This window comes from Variovorax flavidus, assembly GCF_030317145.1.
Lineage (GTDB): Bacteria > Pseudomonadota > Gammaproteobacteria > Burkholderiales > Burkholderiaceae_C > Variovorax > Variovorax flavidus.
The window spans coordinates 697,522-711,455 of sequence record NZ_JASZYE010000003.1; the positions used below are offsets into that span (position 1 = coordinate 697,522).

Consider the following 13,934-nt stretch of genomic DNA (forward strand, 5'->3'; position numbering starts at 1 on the left):
CACCGCTCCTCTTCAGGCCTGATGGTCGCCGCGGTTGTTCGCCTCTTGCAGCGGCAATTGCTCGACCAGTTGCTCGGCCTGCTCGCCGCCACGCTCGTTGTTCTCGAAGCGCGGAGCACGTTCGGTGCGCGGCGGACGATCGCCACGGTCGCCACGGTCGCCACGGTCCGAGCGCTCACGGCGGTCGCCGCGATCGCCACGGTCTTCACGCGGAGGACGCTCGCTGAACTCCATGCCGGCCGGACGCTCGGCCAGGGCCTTCATCGACAGCTTGACGCGACCCTTTTCGTCGGTCTCGAGCACCTTGACCTTCACGATCTGGCCTTCGCTCAGGTAGTCGGTGACCTTCTCGACGCGCTCGTGCGCGATCTGGCTGATGTGCAGCAGGCCGTCCTTGCCGGGCAGCAGGTTGATGAGTGCACCGAAATCGAGGATCTTGGTGACCGGGCCTTCATAGACCTTGCCGATCTCCACTTCCGCGGTGATCTGCTCGATGCGCTTCTTGGCCTCTTCGGCCTTGGCCGGATCGGTCGAGGCAATGGTGATGGTGCCGTCTTCGTCGATGTTGATCTGCGTACCGGTTTCCTCGGTCAGCGCGCGGATCACGGAGCCGCCCTTGCCGATCACGTCGCGGATCTTCTCGGGGTTGATCTTCATCGTGAACAGGCGCGGGGCGAAGCTCGAGACTTCGGCCTTGGCCTCGCCCATGGCTTCCTGCATCTTGCCGAGGATGTGCATGCGGGCTTCCTTGGCTTGCGCCAGCGCGACCTGCATGATTTCCTTCGTGATGCCCTGGATCTTGATGTCCATCTGCAGCGCGGTGATGCCGTTGGTCGTGCCGGCGACCTTGAAGTCCATGTCACCGAGGTGATCTTCGTCGCCCAGGATGTCGGTCAGCACCGCAAAGCGGTTGTCTTCCTTGATCAGGCCCATGGCGATGCCGGCCACGTGGGCCTTCATCGGGACACCGGCGTCCATCATCGAGAGGCAGCCGCCGCAGACCGAAGCCATCGACGAGGAGCCGTTCGATTCGGTGATTTCCGACACGACGCGGATCGTGTACGGGAATTCTTCCTTGCTCGGCAGGCAAGCGACCAGCGCGCGCTTGGCAAGGCGGCCGTGGCCGACTTCACGACGCTTGGTGGAACCCATGCGGCCGACTTCGCCGGTGGCGAAGGGAGGCATGTTGTAGTGGAACAGGAAGCGGTCTTCGTACTCGCCGGCCAGCGCGTCGATGCGCTGCGCGTCGCGTTCGGTACCCAGCGTGGTCACGACCAGCGCCTGGGTTTCACCGCGCGTGAACAGGGCCGAGCCGTGAGTGCGCGGCAGCACGCTGTTGCGGATTTCGATGGGGCGCACGGTGCGCGTGTCGCGGCCGTCGATGCGGGGCTCGCCCGACAGGATCTGACCGCGAACGATCTTCGATTCGATCGAGAACAGCAGGTCGTTGACCTTGCCCGCGTCGAAGGGCTCGCCACCCTCCTTCAGTGCTTCCATGACGCTGGCATTGGCTTCGCGCAGGGCTTGCGTGCGTGCCTGCTTGCTGCGGATCTGGTAGACGGCGCGGAGCTTTTCCTCGGCCAGGCCCTTGACCTTGGCGACGAAGGCTTCGTCTTCGGCCGGCGGCTGCCAGTCCCACACCGGCTTGCCGGCGTCGCGCACGAGTTCATGGATCGCGTTGATCGCGATGTTGGCTTGCTCATGGCCGAACACCACGCCGCCGAGCATGATTTCTTCGCTCAGTTGCAGGGCTTCGGATTCGACCATCAGCACGGCGGCTTCAGTGCCGGCCACGACCAGGTCCATCTGCGAATCCTTACGTGCCGTCTGGCCCGGATTCAGCACGTACTGGCCGTTGATGTAGCCCACGCGGGCAGCGCCGATCGGGCCGCTGAAGGGAATGCCGGAGATCGACAGGGCGGCGCTCGTGCCGATCATGGCGGCGATGTCGGCGTCGACTTCGGGGTTGAGCGACAGCGTGTGGATGACCACGTGCACTTCGTTCAGGAAGCCTTCGGGGAACAGCGGGCGGATCGGACGATCGATCAGGCGGCTGGTCAGCGTTTCGTGTTCGCTGGGCTTGGCTTCGCGCTTGAAGAAGCTGCCCGGAATCTTGCCCGCGGCGTAGGTCTTCTCGATGTAGTCGACGGTCAGGGGGAAAAAGTCCTGACCGGGCTTGGCGGATTTGGAAGCGACCACGGTCGCCAGGACCACGGTGCCCTCGATGTCCACCTTGACGGCGCCAGTCGCCTGGCGCGCGATTTCGCCGGTTTCCAGGACGACGGTCTTGTCGCCCCACTGGAAGGACTTGGTGACTTTGTTGAAGAGGCTCATGTTCAGCTCCTGTTTTTTGATAGCGGCTCGACCTGTGGTGTCACAGGCCCCGCGGGGCCGGAGCGCTTCTCAGAACACGATGCCATTCCAGAGAAGCTCGAAGGGAACCTCGTTGGAATGACACAGCTTCGCTCTGTTTGGCGGCTCCGAAGTAAAAAACGCCTGAGCTAGCGGACTAACCCAGGCGTTCTTGCATGCGATTCGGCTTACTTGCGCAGACCCAGCTTGGCGATCAGCGCGGTGTAGCGGTCGGCGTCCTTGGACTTGAGGTAGTCCAGCAGCTTGCGACGGCGGCTCACCATGCGCAGCAGGCCGCGACGACCGTGGTGGTCCTTGGCGTGCGTCTTGAAGTGCGGGGTGAGTTCGTTGATGCGGGCGGTCAGCAGTGCAACTTGCACTTCGGGACTGCCGGTATCGTTGGCGGCGCGGGCGTTGTCCTTGACAACTTCGGCCTTGATGGAGGCTGCGATCATTTGATTTTCCTTGTTCCGGGATGTTTGACTTGCGGTGTGTGCTGGAACTGCGCGCACCGTGCGCCTTGCGGCATGCAAAGCTTTGGGATTATAGCTCGCCCCCAGGCTGCGCGCACTTCGTGTCGCTTCGCCTACCCCCTGCCGGGGGCAACACCCTGCGGACCGGCGGAGCCGGATCCGCGGTGTTTCACGACTTCTGCTGCGCGGCCAGCCAGCGCTTCAGGCGGTTGACGCCCTCGACCAGGCGCTGCTTGTCCTTGGATGCGAAGCACCAGCGGAGCCAGCCTTGCGCCTCGGGCGCGAAGGCGTTGCCGGGGGCTAATCCCAGGCCGGCTTCGGCCACCAGGCGCTTGGCCACTTCCAGGGAATCTTCGAAGCCGTGGAGCTTGAAGAAGGCGTACATGCCGCCGCGGGCCGGGGCCACCTCCACTCCGGGGATGTCGGCCAGCAAGGGGACCAGGGTGTCGCGGCAGGATTTCAGGTGCGCGACGATGTTGGGGGTGATTTCCTCGGTGTGCGCCAATGCGGCGACGCCGGCGCGCTGGGTGAAGACGCTGGCACAGGAGGTGTTGAATTCGATCAGCTTGCCCATGCCGTCCATCAGCGCGGGGGGTAGCACGAGCCATCCGAGGCGCCAGCCCGTCATCAGGAAGCTCTTGGAGAAGCTATGGGCCACCACCAGGCGGTCGTCGGGTGCGGCGACATCGAGAAAGCTGGGTGCACAGCGATTGGGCGTGGGTTCGAAGTACAGGCGTTCATAGACCTCGTCGGCGAGGATCCAGGTGCCGGTCGCGCGGCAATGCTCGAGGATCGCCTGCTGCTCCGCCCGAGTCAGCGTCCAGCCTGTCGGGTTGTTCGGTGCGTTGACGATGAGCAGCTTGGTCGCGGGCGTCACTGCGGCGCGCAGCGCTGCGAGGTCGAGAGTCCACTGTCCTCCCGTAGGCACCAGGGGTACGCAGCGGACTTTCGCGCCGAGGATCGCCGGTTGCGCCGTGAGGTTCGGCCACACCGGGGTGATGGCGACGACCTCGTCACCCGCATCGACGAGCGCCTGCACGGCCAGCATCAGCGCGCTGACGCCGCCGGAGGTGATCGCGATACGCGACGACTCGATCTTCGGGTGCAGGCCACTCATGTACTTGGCGACGGCCTCACGCAGTTCGGGCAAGCCCAGGTTGTGCGCATAGAAAGTTTCGCCGCGCTGCAGCGAATCGATGGCCGCCTGGCGGATGACCTCGGGCGTGACTTCGTCGCTCTCGCCGAACCAGAACGCGAGTACGTCGCTGCGCCCGAGGCCGGCGTTGGCGACTTCGCGGATCTTGGAGGCTTCGAGGTTGTGGATGGCTTCGCGCATCGATGTTTTTCCTTGGATTTCAGGGGCGCTGCATCTGGCAGCTGGTGGGCATTTCGGCGCGGCTGGCCGGGATCGTCTTCACGACGCGGAAGCCGTAGCCGGAACCTTCGACGTCGAATTTCACGCCAGGCGTACCCTGCCGGTCCATGACGCCGACGACAAGGCTCTGCTGGAACTGATGGTCGGCAGCGCGCATGTGGCCGCTCTGGCCCGCGAGCGTCACGTTGGCCTTTTCGAGCGCGCGTGCCACTGCCACGGTGTCGACACTGCCCGCACCTTCAATCGCCTGCGCCAGCGCCTCGATCATGAGTTGCATGCGCATGTGGACGTAATCGTCGGCAGCCTTGGGGAAACGCTCGCGGAAGGACCGGTAGAAGGCCTCGGACTGCGGCGTCTGCACGTTTGGCAGCCAGTCGGCCACCGCGACCACGCGACCGATGCCGGCATCGCCGATGGCGGCCGGCGCACCGAGGGCGTTGCCGTAGAAGGTATAGAAGGTGCCGTTGAAGCCAGCTTCGCGCGCCGCCTTCACGAGCAGCGTCAGGTCGTTGCCCCAATTGCCGGTGATGACCGCCTGCGCGCCGCTCGCCAGGATCTTGCTCGCGTAGGGGGCGAAATCCTTGACGCGGCCGATCGCATGCAACTCGTCGCCGACGATCTTCACGTCCGGACGCAGCACCCCCAGTTGCCGCCTGGATTCGCGCAGCACCGCCTGGCCGAAGCTGTAGTCCTGGCCGATCAGGTAGACACGCTGGAGCGCCTTGTTGTCCTTCAGGACGTCCATCAGGGCGGTGACGCGCATGTCGGCATGCGCATCGAAGCGGAAATGCCAGAAGCTGCAGCGCTCGTTGGTCAGCACCGGATCGACAGCCGCGTAGTTGAGGAACAGCACGCGACGCGATGCATCCCGCTCGTTGTTCTTGTCGATCGCGTCGATCAGCGCTCCGGCAGTGGCCGACGAGTTGCCCTGCAGCACGATGCGCGCATCGTTGTCCATCGCGGCGCGCAGTGCCGACAAAGCCTCTTCGTTCTGGCTCTTGCTGTCGTAGCGGTCCAGTTGCAGTTGTCGGGCGCCGCCTGGCAGCTTGACGCCTCCTCGTGCGTTCACGCGCTCGACTGCCCACAGCAGATTGCGGAACACGGCCTCGCCGGTGTTGGCGAAGGGGCCGCTCAGGCCCTCGACGAGCGCGATACGGATGGGGGCTGCGGGCTGCGCCCGGGCCAGACCCAACGCCGATGCGCATAGTGCCGAGGCGCCGAATTTCAAGGCGGCGCGACGGCAAATAAAGCTTGGATTCATTGCTTGAAAGTCCCTGGGGCCGCTCCTAGTTGAGGTGGCATGCGGCACTGGTCTTGTTGAAACGCCGCGCAGTGTACGGGACACACATTCTTGTCCTCATCCTCAACGCCCAGGAGTTCTCATCATGTTTTTCGCACCTGCCATTCGCACCGCCCGCTTCGTCCCGCGTTCGTACGACCGCAGCCTGGAACGCTTCGTCAACGAGGCATTTTCCGGCGCTCAGCGCTCGCTCAATGTCGAGCAGGACGACAAGACCTGGACCTTGACGCTCGACGTCCCCGGCCTGTCGCGTGAAGACCTCACGATCGGCATCGAAGGCGCCGTGGTTCGCATCGAGAGCAAGGCCGAAGCCAAGCGCCAGTTGAAGGCCGCCTACGAGCTGCCGCAAGACATCGACGTCGCCGCAAGCGAAGCAAAGCTCGAAAACGGCGTGCTGACGCTCAAGCTCGGCAAGCTGGTTCCGGTCAGCAACGTCGCCCAGCTCGCCATCAACTGAAGCCGACGCCTCCAATTCAAAAAAGGCAATACACGGGCCGGTAACTTTCAGTTGCCGGCCCGACGCGTTTTTGACTCACAATCGGTGCGTATTTCGTCACGTTCTGTGACGATTTTTTCAATGCTTTCCTCTTAACCTGCGCCGGAAGCGTGCGGACTGCGATGGCAGCCGACGCGAGGCGCCCGACGAAGCAACATGAAAACGCACTTGAAGTTTGCAGTCGACGATGCCCGTTCGGACACCCTGCTGGTGTTCCTCCCGGGGGCGTTTCTCAAGCCTGAAGAATTCGAGCGCGAAGGTTTCATCCATGCCGTCCGGGAACGCGAGTTGGCCGCAGATGCCCTCCTCGTCGATGCCGACGTGTCGTACTACTACGACCAGACTTTCATCGAACGCCTGCACCACGACGTCATTCAGCCGCAGCGCTCGTTGGGCTACAAGGCGATCTGGCTCGTGGGCATTTCGATCGGCGGCTTCGGCGCGCTGATCCACGAATTGGCAAAGCCGGGTGCCGTCGATGGCATCGTGGCGCTGGCGCCCTATCTCGGACGCCGCCCGATCGGGGCGGAAATCCACAAGGCCGGCGGCCTGCGCGCCTGGAAGGCACCCGACGGTCCGCCGCCCGACGAGGAAGTCGATCGCAAGCTCTGGCCCTGGCTCCAGCAATATGCATCGCCGAAGCGCGCCGCAAACCTGCCGCCGCTGTATCTGGGATTCGGGCTCAGCGATCGCTTCGCATCGAACCACCAACTGCTGGCGGATGCGCTGCCGGCCGGCCGCGTGTTCACCACCGAAGGCGGACACGACTGGCCCCAATGGTCGAAGCTCTGGCGCAAGGTGCTCGACGTACTCCCTCTCCCGTCGCACGCCGGAAACGGCTCTACGCGAGCGGTGACGCCTCTGTCAGCGACGCCAGCGGCCATCGCGGCTTGACGTCGAAGGCGTAGCGTTCGGTCGGCGACTGCATGCCGGCCTGAAGACGCATCGCGGCAGCCATGGCGATCATGGCGCCGTTATCGGTGCACAGGTGCAGCTCCGGATAGTGCACGCGCACCCCGCGTTTTGCGCACGCCGCGTTGAGCTGCTCGCGCAGCGCCCGGTTGGCGCCCACGCCTCCGGCGACCACCAGCCGTTTCAGGTTCGTTTGTTCAACGGCTCCCAGGGATTTCTTCAGCAGGACTTCCACGATCGCGGCCTGGGTCGATGCCGCGAGATCGGCCTTGCGCGCTTCAAGCTCGCCGCCCAGCTTCTTGGCCTGCGTGAGAACGGCCGTCTTGAGGCCGGCGAACGAAAAGTCGAGGTCACCGCTGTGCAACAGGGGGCGCGGCAGCTTGAACGCCGCCGCATCGCCGCCTTCCGCCAGCTTGGCAAGCCAGGGACCGCCCGGATAGGGGAGGCCCATGAGCTTGGCGCTCTTGTCGAAGGCTTCGCCGGCAGCGTCATCGATGGTTTCGCCCAGCAGCTCGTAGCGCCCCACCCCGTCGACCCGCATCAGTTGCGTGTGCCCACCGGACACCAGCAAGGCGACGAAGGGAAACTCCGGTGGGTCCGCGCTCAGGAAAGGCGACAGCAGATGCCCTTCGAGGTGATGCACGCCGAGCACCGGCTTGCCCAGCGCCGCTCCCAGCGCGCAAGCCACGCCGGCGCCGACCAGCAGGGCACCCGCCAGTCCCGGCCCGCGCGTGTACGCCACGACGTCCACGTCCGCGAGCTTCTGGCCGGCCTCGTCGAACACGGCCTGCGCCAACGGAAGAACGCGGCGGATGTGGTCGCGGCTCGCCAGTTCGGGCACCACGCCGCCGTAAGCCTGGTGCATGGCGATCTGGCTGTGCAACGCGTGCGCGGCCAGGCGAGGCAGGCCGCTCTCCCCGGCTTCGACGAGTGCAACCCCGGTTTCGTCGCAAGACGATTCGATTCCCAATACAAACATCCGGCAAGTGTAGGTTGCGCCCGCTTTCGGGGCACGGATGTTGCTGGAATGGGCTCACCCCCAGGTATATAGATAGAGACTTGAATACACGATGAAATCCGGTTTGAGCTTTTTGGTTGCCGCCCTGCGATGCGAGATCGAGGGGTTGGAGCAACTCGACCGGACCAGCCAGCTGGTCGGGACGATCAGCCGCCTGGTGCATGCCTTGCAGCGCGAACGGGGGATCTCGAACGTGTTGCTGGCGTCGCAAGGCCAGCGCTTCGCTGCACAACGTGACGAGCAGATCGCGGAGTGCCTGCGAATGGAAGAAGCGACGCGGATGGGTTTCGAGCAACTGGAGGCGGAGACCGCCCGCATCGGCAACGGCGCGCGACTGTTCAGCCGCATTGCGTGGGTGTTGCCGGGGCTGGATGCGCTACCGGAACTGCGTCGCCGCATCGGCGCGCTGGAGGTGGATGCTGCCGAATCGACCGCCGCCTTCGTCAAGTTGATCGCGGGCCTGCTCGCCGTGGTGTTCGAAGCGGCCGACGGCGCGACGGATCCGGAAGTCTCGCGCGTGCTCGTGGCGCTCTTCAACTTCATGCAGGGCAAGGAGTTCGCGGGGCAGGAACGCGCCTGCGGTGCCGCCGCCTTCGCCTCGGGCCACAACGACAGCACCCGGCAACAACAATGGCTGCACCTCATCGACTCGCAGGAGCGGTGCTTCCAGGTGTTCACCGAGTTCTCGGCGCGGGACCTCGTAGACATCTGGCGTGCGAGCCTGCCGACCACGCAGATGGCCGAACTGGAGCGCCTCCGCCGCATCGCCTGCGCGGCGCCGGTGGGGGTTGCGCTGGATACCGAGCTGAGCCAGACATGGTTCGATTGCTGCACGCGGCGGATCGACGCGATGCGGTCCATCGAGGAACGCCTTGCCGACGACCTCCACCGGATCTGCCAGCAGAAGAACACGCAAGCGCGCGTGGAGTTGCAGGCTCACCAGGCACTGCTCGCGAAGGTCAGCGGACAGCCGGATGCAACATCCGCCGCGTTCTTCGACGGGCCGGCGACGCCGGACCCCGCGCCGTACGGCCGGCAGCTCGAACGGTCGATCCTCGACATGGTCCAGGAGCAATCGCACCGGCTCCAGGCGATGAGCGACGAACTCGGCACCGTGCGCGCGGCCCTCAACGAGCGCAAGCTGGTCGAGCGCGCGAAAGGCCTCCTGATGGCGCATCGCCGGATCAGTGAACAGGAGGCGCACAAGATGCTGCGCCAGACCGCCATGAACCAGAACCGGCGGCTGATCGATGTCGCCGAGTCGGTGCTCGCCATGGCCGAATACCTGCCCAAGGATGCGTCGTCCTGAGCGTGCCGCCAATCCGGAATGGTGCGCCGCACAACAATCGGGCTTCCGTCGAAATCGGAGCGCAACCCCCTTCCAATCCAATGCAGACGTTGATCCGAAGCTATCATTTTTATAGCAACCGGATCTCGAAATGCGCTGGCACGTAGCTTGCAATCAACCCACCCATAGACCAACGAAGGTCTGAAGGCAGGCGGCATCCAACGGCGGGTGCAGCCCACCGAACCGGACAAAGGCGTCCCCACCCGCAAGGGCTCGTTTTCGAGCAGCCCTGCGCGGTGAGGACGCCTTTTTTGTTTTTCTGCATTGCCCTGTTTCCACTTCGGAGTTCGCCCCATGACCGATTCGCTGACATCCAAACTGAGTCGCCGACGCGTGCTGCAGGCCGCCGCGGCTGGCGTCGTGGGGCTCGACCCCGCGCTGCGTGCTGCCGTCTGGGCCCAAGGCTCGGACAAGCCCGAGAAGGAGGAAGTCAAGATCGGCTTCATTCCGCTCACCGACTGCGCCAGCGTCGTCATGGCCTCGGTGCTCGGCATCGACAAGAAGTACGGCGTGAAGATCGTGCCCAGCAAGGAAGCGAGCTGGGCCGGCGTGCGCGACAAGCTCGTCAACGGCGAGCTCGACTTCGCGCATGTGCTCTATGGCCTGGTCTACGGCGTGCACCTCGGCATCGGAGGCCCCAAGAAGGACATGGCCGTGCTGATGACGCTCAACAACAACGGCCAGGCGATCACGCTGTCGAAGAAGCTCGCCGACAAGGGCGCCGTGGACGGCGCGTCGCTGGCCAAGGTGATGGCCGCCAACAAGGCCGAATACACCTTCGCGCAGACCTTTCCGACAGGCACGCACGCGATGTGGCTCTACTACTGGATGGCCGCCAACGGCATCGATCCGCTGAAGGACGCCAAGGTCATCACCGTGCCGCCGCCGCAGATGGTCGCGAACATGCGCGTCGGCAACATGGACGGCTATTGCGTGGGTGAACCGTGGGGACAGCGCGCGATCATGGATGGCATCGGCATCACCGCCATCACGACGCAGGACATCTGGAAGGATCACCCCGAAAAGGTGCTCGGAACCACCGGCGACTTCGTCAAGAAGTACCCGAACACCGCGCGCGCGGTGACGGCGGCCATCCTCGAGGCCGGCAAGTGGATCGACGCCGGCTTGCAGAACAAGAACAAGATGGCCGAGACCATCGCAGACAAGAGCTACGTCAATACCAGTGTGGATGCGATCAACCAGCGCATCCTGGGCCGCTATACCAACGGCCTCGGCAAGAACTGGGACGACCCCAACCACATGAAGTTCTACAACGACGGTGCGGTCAGCTTCCCGTACCTGTCGGACGGCATGTGGTTCCTCACGCAGCACAAGCGCTGGGGACTGCTGAAAGAGCATCCGGACTATCTGCAGGTGGCGACGCAGATCAACCAGATCGACATCTACAAGCAGGCCGCCGCTGCCACGAAGACTTCCGTGCCCAAGGAAACGATGCGCAGCAGCAAGCTGTTCGACGGCGTCGTCTGGGACGGCAAGAACCCGAAGCAGTACGCCGATTCGTTCAAGGTCCATGTCTGAGGAGCGCACCATGGTCAGTGCCGTCTTTCACTCCCCCCTTGACGCGACCCCGGCGATGCCGGTCGCTGCGAAGACCGTTGCCGTTGCCAGGCGCGCGGCCATGGCCAGGCAGGTGGACCCCGAGCCACGCACGCCGCGCGATTTCAGCGGCCTGTGGCTGCGCGTGCTCCCGCCTCTTCTGGGCTTCGCGCTGCTGATCCTGATCTGGGAACTCGTTGCGCTGAAAAGCACCACCGGCTTCCCCTCGCCGCTGGCAACCTGGCAGCAAGCCCTGACGGTGTTCAGCGACCCCTTCTACAGCAAGGGACCCAACGACCAGGGAGTGGGCTGGAACGTGCTCTCTTCGCTGCAGCGCGTGGGCCTCGGCTTCGGCCTGGCGGCCGCGGTGGGCATTCCGGCGGGCTTCGCGATCGGACGCTTCGAGTTCCTCTCCCGCATGTTCAACCCGCTGATCAGCCTGCTGCGACCGGTCTCGCCGCTGGCCTGGCTGCCGATCGGACTGCTGGTCTTCAAGGGTGCCAATCCGGCCGCCATCTGGACCATCTTCATCTGCTCGATCTGGCCGATGATCATCAACACCGCCGTCGGCGTGCAGCGCGTGCCGAGCGACTACATGAACGTCGCCAAGGTGCTGAACCTCAGCGAATGGAAGATCTTCACCAAGATCCTCTTCCCTGCCGTGCTGCCCTACATGCTGACCGGTGTGCGGCTTGCAGTCGGGACGGCCTGGCTCGTGATCGTCGCGGCCGAAATGCTGACCGGCGGCGTGGGCATCGGCTTCTGGGTGTGGGACGAGTGGAACAACCTCAACGTCGCCAACATCATCATCGCGATCTTCGTCATCGGCATCGTCGGCCTCGTGCTCGAGTTCGCGCTGATCAAGATCGCCACGGCATTCACGTTCGAGGAGGTCAAGTCATGAACGACGACAGCAAGTACATCGAGATCCAGGGTGTCGAGCAGCGCTTCAAGACGGCCAAGGGCAGCTTTCTCGCACTGCGCGACGTGACCCTCAACGTGGCGAAGGGCGAGTTCATCACGCTCATCGGGCACTCGGGCTGTGGCAAGTCGACGCTGCTGAACCTGATCGCCGGGCTCACCACGCCGACGCAGGGCGTGCTGCTCTGCGCCAATCGAGAGATCAAGGGCCCTGGTCCGGAGCGCGCGGTGGTGTTCCAGAACCATTCGCTGCTGCCGTGGCTCACCTGCTACGAGAACGTGTACCTCGCCGTCGAGCGCGTGTTCGCTTCGACCGAAGGCAGGGTGCAACTCAAGGCGCGTACCGAGGCGGCGCTCGCGTTGGTCGGCCTCACGGCCGCCGCGCAGAAGCGCCCCGGCGAGATCTCCGGCGGCATGAAGCAGCGCGTGGGCATCGCCCGCGCGCTGTCGATGGAGCCCAAGGTGCTGCTGATGGACGAACCTTTCGGCGCCCTCGATGCCCTCACCCGCGCCAAGCTGCAGGACGAACTGCTCGCCATCGTGCAGAAGACGCACAGCACCGTCGTCATGGTGACCCACGACGTGGACGAGGCCGTGCTGTTGTCGGACCGCATCGTGATGCTGACCAACGGCCCCGCCGCCACGATCGGTGAAGTGCTGGCAGTCGACATCCCGCGCCCGCGCAACCGCGTCGATCTGGCCGAAGACCCGGTGTACGTGCACGCGCGCAAGGCCGTGATCGATTTTCTGTATACCCGTCAGGCGCACGTGGAGAAGGCTGCCGCCTGAGCGGCTGCCCGCCGGACGACGCGTTCGACCGGAGTCAGGACATGATGACCTGCAGGCTGTGTTCGTACGACGCGGTGAGATGGTCGAAGGTGTCGACCAGCGCGTCGCTGGAACGCACCAGTGCGGCGCGCCCTGAGGCGCTGTCGACTTCGCGCACGCCGTGCACGAGTTGCAGCCATTCGTCGCGCGCAACCGCCAGTGCGGCACGGATGTCGGGCGAACTCAGGGGCGCGCGCTCCAGTTCGAGCAATGCGGACTCGAACTCGTCCATGGTCGGCGCCAGTTGCTTGAGCGGGGCGTCGGCCGGGAAAGTGGTCGCCAGCAACGCATCCTTGGCGAGGCGCTGCGCACGCATGCGCTGGCGTCCACAGATATTGACCATGCGCAGCGCACGCCGCGCGCCGGAGGCTTCCAGCGCGTCGGTGAGGGCCTCGGCGGCCGACAGCAAGGCATCGGCGCGCGCATCGATATCGGCCAGCGTGCGGGGCCCGAGGCGCACCGCGAGCGCCGTCTCGAGGGCGTGCCACGCCTGGCGCGCATCGGCCAGCGCCTGCGCGCCGGCGTCCTGGAGTCCGAGGGCAACCAGATGATCCAGGTTGTCCTGCACCCGCTCGGACGACTGCGTTCGCAGGACGCGTGCTCGCCGCGCGTCGATGCCGAGCAGCGACTGCGCCGCCACGCGCACCAATCGTTGCGAGAGCATGCGCAATTGCCCGGCGCGGTTGATCGCTTCGGCCCAGCGCGACGCCTCGACCACGGAGCGCGAGACTTCGCCCAGGCGCAGATTGGCATGCATGGCCGCACCGCGCAGCAGACCGAAGGCCTCGTCCTCGCCGATGCCTCGCGCGGACATCAGCAGGCCCTTGGCGCGATCGATCCACTTGCGCTCGTCCATGCGGGTGCGAAGCGATTCCAGCTCGGTGCGCAAGGCGGCCTCCCGCTGCCAGCGGGCACGCGCGCGGCCACGCACCGCGTCGAGCGATTGCGCGTCCAGGGCCTCGATCGACTCCCAGGCGTGCACGCCGAGTGCCACCAGGTTCTCATGCGCGTCGCGAGTCACCGGGGCGCAGACGAGACACAGCGCACAAGGCGGTGCGCCCGACCATGCCTTCAGTGCATCCAGGAGATCCTGTGTCGGCTCGGGGACGCAGATCAGGATTTCTCGAGGCTCGAGCATTTCGGTCCGCATGACCATCGTGCGGCTGGTCGCAAGTTCGATCGCCGAGGCTTCAGGGCTGGCCAGTGCCCGCTGCAGCATTTCGGGGAGATCCGTGGCTTCGTGGGGCAGGACAACAAGAAAGGGATTCACGGCAGGCTTCGTTCTGGAGTCGAAAGCATAGGTCACGCCGGCCTGCGCACACTGGCACGTCTCTTGCGTAAAACGACGCGCGGT

12 protein-coding genes are annotated in these 13,934 nt (G+C 65.0%); 6 read left to right on the forward strand and 6 right to left on the reverse strand.

The window, feature by feature from the left end; genetic code table 11:
• Positions 1 to 12: 12 nt before the first annotated feature.
• The 4 genes from pnp to QTH90_RS18555 form a co-directional block, all read right to left on the reverse strand.
• Positions 13 to 2,334 carry a polyribonucleotide nucleotidyltransferase gene (gene pnp / locus QTH90_RS18540; protein ID WP_286666030.1) on the reverse strand — a complete coding sequence of 774 codons (2,322 nt, stop codon included), beginning with the start codon at positions 2,332 to 2,334 and terminating at the stop codon, positions 13 to 15.
• Between the two features lie 206 nt (positions 2,335 to 2,540).
• Entirely contained in the window at positions 2,541 to 2,807 is a 267-nt protein-coding gene (rpsO, locus tag QTH90_RS18545; protein WP_007837783.1) for a 30S ribosomal protein S15, read from the reverse strand.
• Between the two features lie 187 nt (positions 2,808 to 2,994).
• Positions 2,995 to 4,179, reverse strand: coding sequence for a pyridoxal phosphate-dependent aminotransferase (locus QTH90_RS18550; RefSeq protein ID WP_286666287.1), 1,185 nt, complete (start codon positions 4,177 to 4,179; stop codon positions 2,995 to 2,997).
• Between the two features lies 1 nt (position 4,180).
• Complete coding sequence (locus QTH90_RS18555) at positions 4,181 to 5,461, reverse strand: branched-chain amino acid ABC transporter substrate-binding protein (protein WP_286666031.1); 1,281 nt, start codon at positions 5,459 to 5,461, stop codon at positions 4,181 to 4,183.
• A gap of 124 nt (positions 5,462 to 5,585) precedes the next feature.
• Here QTH90_RS18555 and QTH90_RS18560 point away from each other — a divergent pair, with 124 nt between their 5' ends.
• Both QTH90_RS18560 and QTH90_RS18565 read left to right on the forward strand, forming a co-directional pair.
• Positions 5,586 to 5,957 carry an Hsp20/alpha crystallin family protein gene (locus tag QTH90_RS18560; RefSeq protein WP_286666032.1) on the forward strand — a complete coding sequence of 124 codons (372 nt, stop codon included), beginning with the start codon at positions 5,586 to 5,588 and terminating at the stop codon, positions 5,955 to 5,957.
• A gap of 195 nt (positions 5,958 to 6,152) precedes the next feature.
• Positions 6,153 to 6,890 carry an alpha/beta hydrolase gene (locus QTH90_RS18565; protein ID WP_286666033.1) on the forward strand — a complete coding sequence of 246 codons (738 nt, stop codon included), beginning with the start codon at positions 6,153 to 6,155 and terminating at the stop codon, positions 6,888 to 6,890.
• Here the strand turns inward: QTH90_RS18565 and tsaD are convergent.
• Positions 6,838 to 7,887 carry a tRNA (adenosine(37)-N6)-threonylcarbamoyltransferase complex transferase subunit TsaD gene (gene tsaD, locus QTH90_RS18570; protein ID WP_286666034.1) on the reverse strand — a complete coding sequence of 350 codons (1,050 nt, stop codon included), beginning with the start codon at positions 7,885 to 7,887 and terminating at the stop codon, positions 6,838 to 6,840. The genes QTH90_RS18565 and tsaD overlap by 53 nt on opposite strands.
• Positions 7,888 to 7,978: 91 nt before the next feature.
• Here tsaD and QTH90_RS18575 point away from each other — a divergent pair, with 91 nt between their 5' ends.
• From QTH90_RS18575 to QTH90_RS18590, 4 genes are all read left to right on the forward strand, one after another.
• Entirely contained in the window at positions 7,979 to 9,235 is a 1,257-nt protein-coding gene (locus tag QTH90_RS18575; protein WP_286666035.1) for a nitrate regulatory protein, read from the forward strand.
• Between the two features lie 333 nt (positions 9,236 to 9,568).
• Positions 9,569 to 10,813: a CmpA/NrtA family ABC transporter substrate-binding protein gene (locus tag QTH90_RS18580; RefSeq protein ID WP_286666036.1), complete on the forward strand. Its 1,245-nt coding sequence runs from the start codon at positions 9,569 to 9,571 to the stop codon at positions 10,811 to 10,813.
• 10 nt (positions 10,814 to 10,823) lie between these two features.
• The gene (gene ntrB / locus QTH90_RS18585) at positions 10,824 to 11,735 is read left to right on the forward strand and encodes a nitrate ABC transporter permease (protein WP_286666037.1); all 912 of its coding nucleotides are present in this window, start codon (positions 10,824 to 10,826) and stop codon (positions 11,733 to 11,735) included.
• Positions 11,732 to 12,541 carry an ABC transporter ATP-binding protein gene (locus tag QTH90_RS18590; protein WP_286666038.1) on the forward strand — a complete coding sequence of 270 codons (810 nt, stop codon included), beginning with the start codon at positions 11,732 to 11,734 and terminating at the stop codon, positions 12,539 to 12,541. Before ntrB ends, QTH90_RS18590 begins: the two co-directional genes overlap by 4 nt.
• A 34-nt stretch (positions 12,542 to 12,575) precedes the next feature.
• Here QTH90_RS18590 and QTH90_RS18595 read toward each other — a convergent pair whose 3' ends face one another.
• Complete coding sequence (locus tag QTH90_RS18595; RefSeq protein WP_286666039.1) at positions 12,576 to 13,850, reverse strand: ANTAR domain-containing protein; 1,275 nt, start codon at positions 13,848 to 13,850, stop codon at positions 12,576 to 12,578.
• Positions 13,851 to 13,934 lie beyond the last annotated feature (84 nt).

Coding starts and splice junctions, on each gene's coding strand:
- pnp (WP_286666030.1), bottom strand. CDS start 2,334: ATGAGCCTCTTCAACAAAGTCACCAAGTCCTTCCAGTGGGGCGACAAG.
- rpsO (WP_007837783.1), bottom strand. CDS start 2,807: ATGATCGCAGCCTCCATCAAGGCCGAAGTTGTCAAGGACAACGCCCGC.
- QTH90_RS18555 (WP_286666031.1), bottom strand. CDS start 5,461: ATGAATCCAAGCTTTATTTGCCGTCGCGCCGCCTTGAAATTCGGCGCC.
- QTH90_RS18560 (WP_286666032.1), top strand. CDS start 5,586: ATGTTTTTCGCACCTGCCATTCGCACCGCCCGCTTCGTCCCGCGTTCG.
- QTH90_RS18565 (WP_286666033.1), top strand. CDS start 6,153: ATGAAAACGCACTTGAAGTTTGCAGTCGACGATGCCCGTTCGGACACC.
- tsaD (WP_286666034.1), bottom strand. CDS start 7,887: ATGTTTGTATTGGGAATCGAATCGTCTTGCGACGAAACCGGGGTTGCA.
- QTH90_RS18575 (WP_286666035.1), top strand. CDS start 7,979: ATGAAATCCGGTTTGAGCTTTTTGGTTGCCGCCCTGCGATGCGAGATC.
- QTH90_RS18580 (WP_286666036.1), top strand. CDS start 9,569: ATGACCGATTCGCTGACATCCAAACTGAGTCGCCGACGCGTGCTGCAG.
- ntrB (WP_286666037.1), top strand. CDS start 10,824: ATGGTCAGTGCCGTCTTTCACTCCCCCCTTGACGCGACCCCGGCGATG.
- QTH90_RS18590 (WP_286666038.1), top strand. CDS start 11,732: ATGAACGACGACAGCAAGTACATCGAGATCCAGGGTGTCGAGCAGCGC.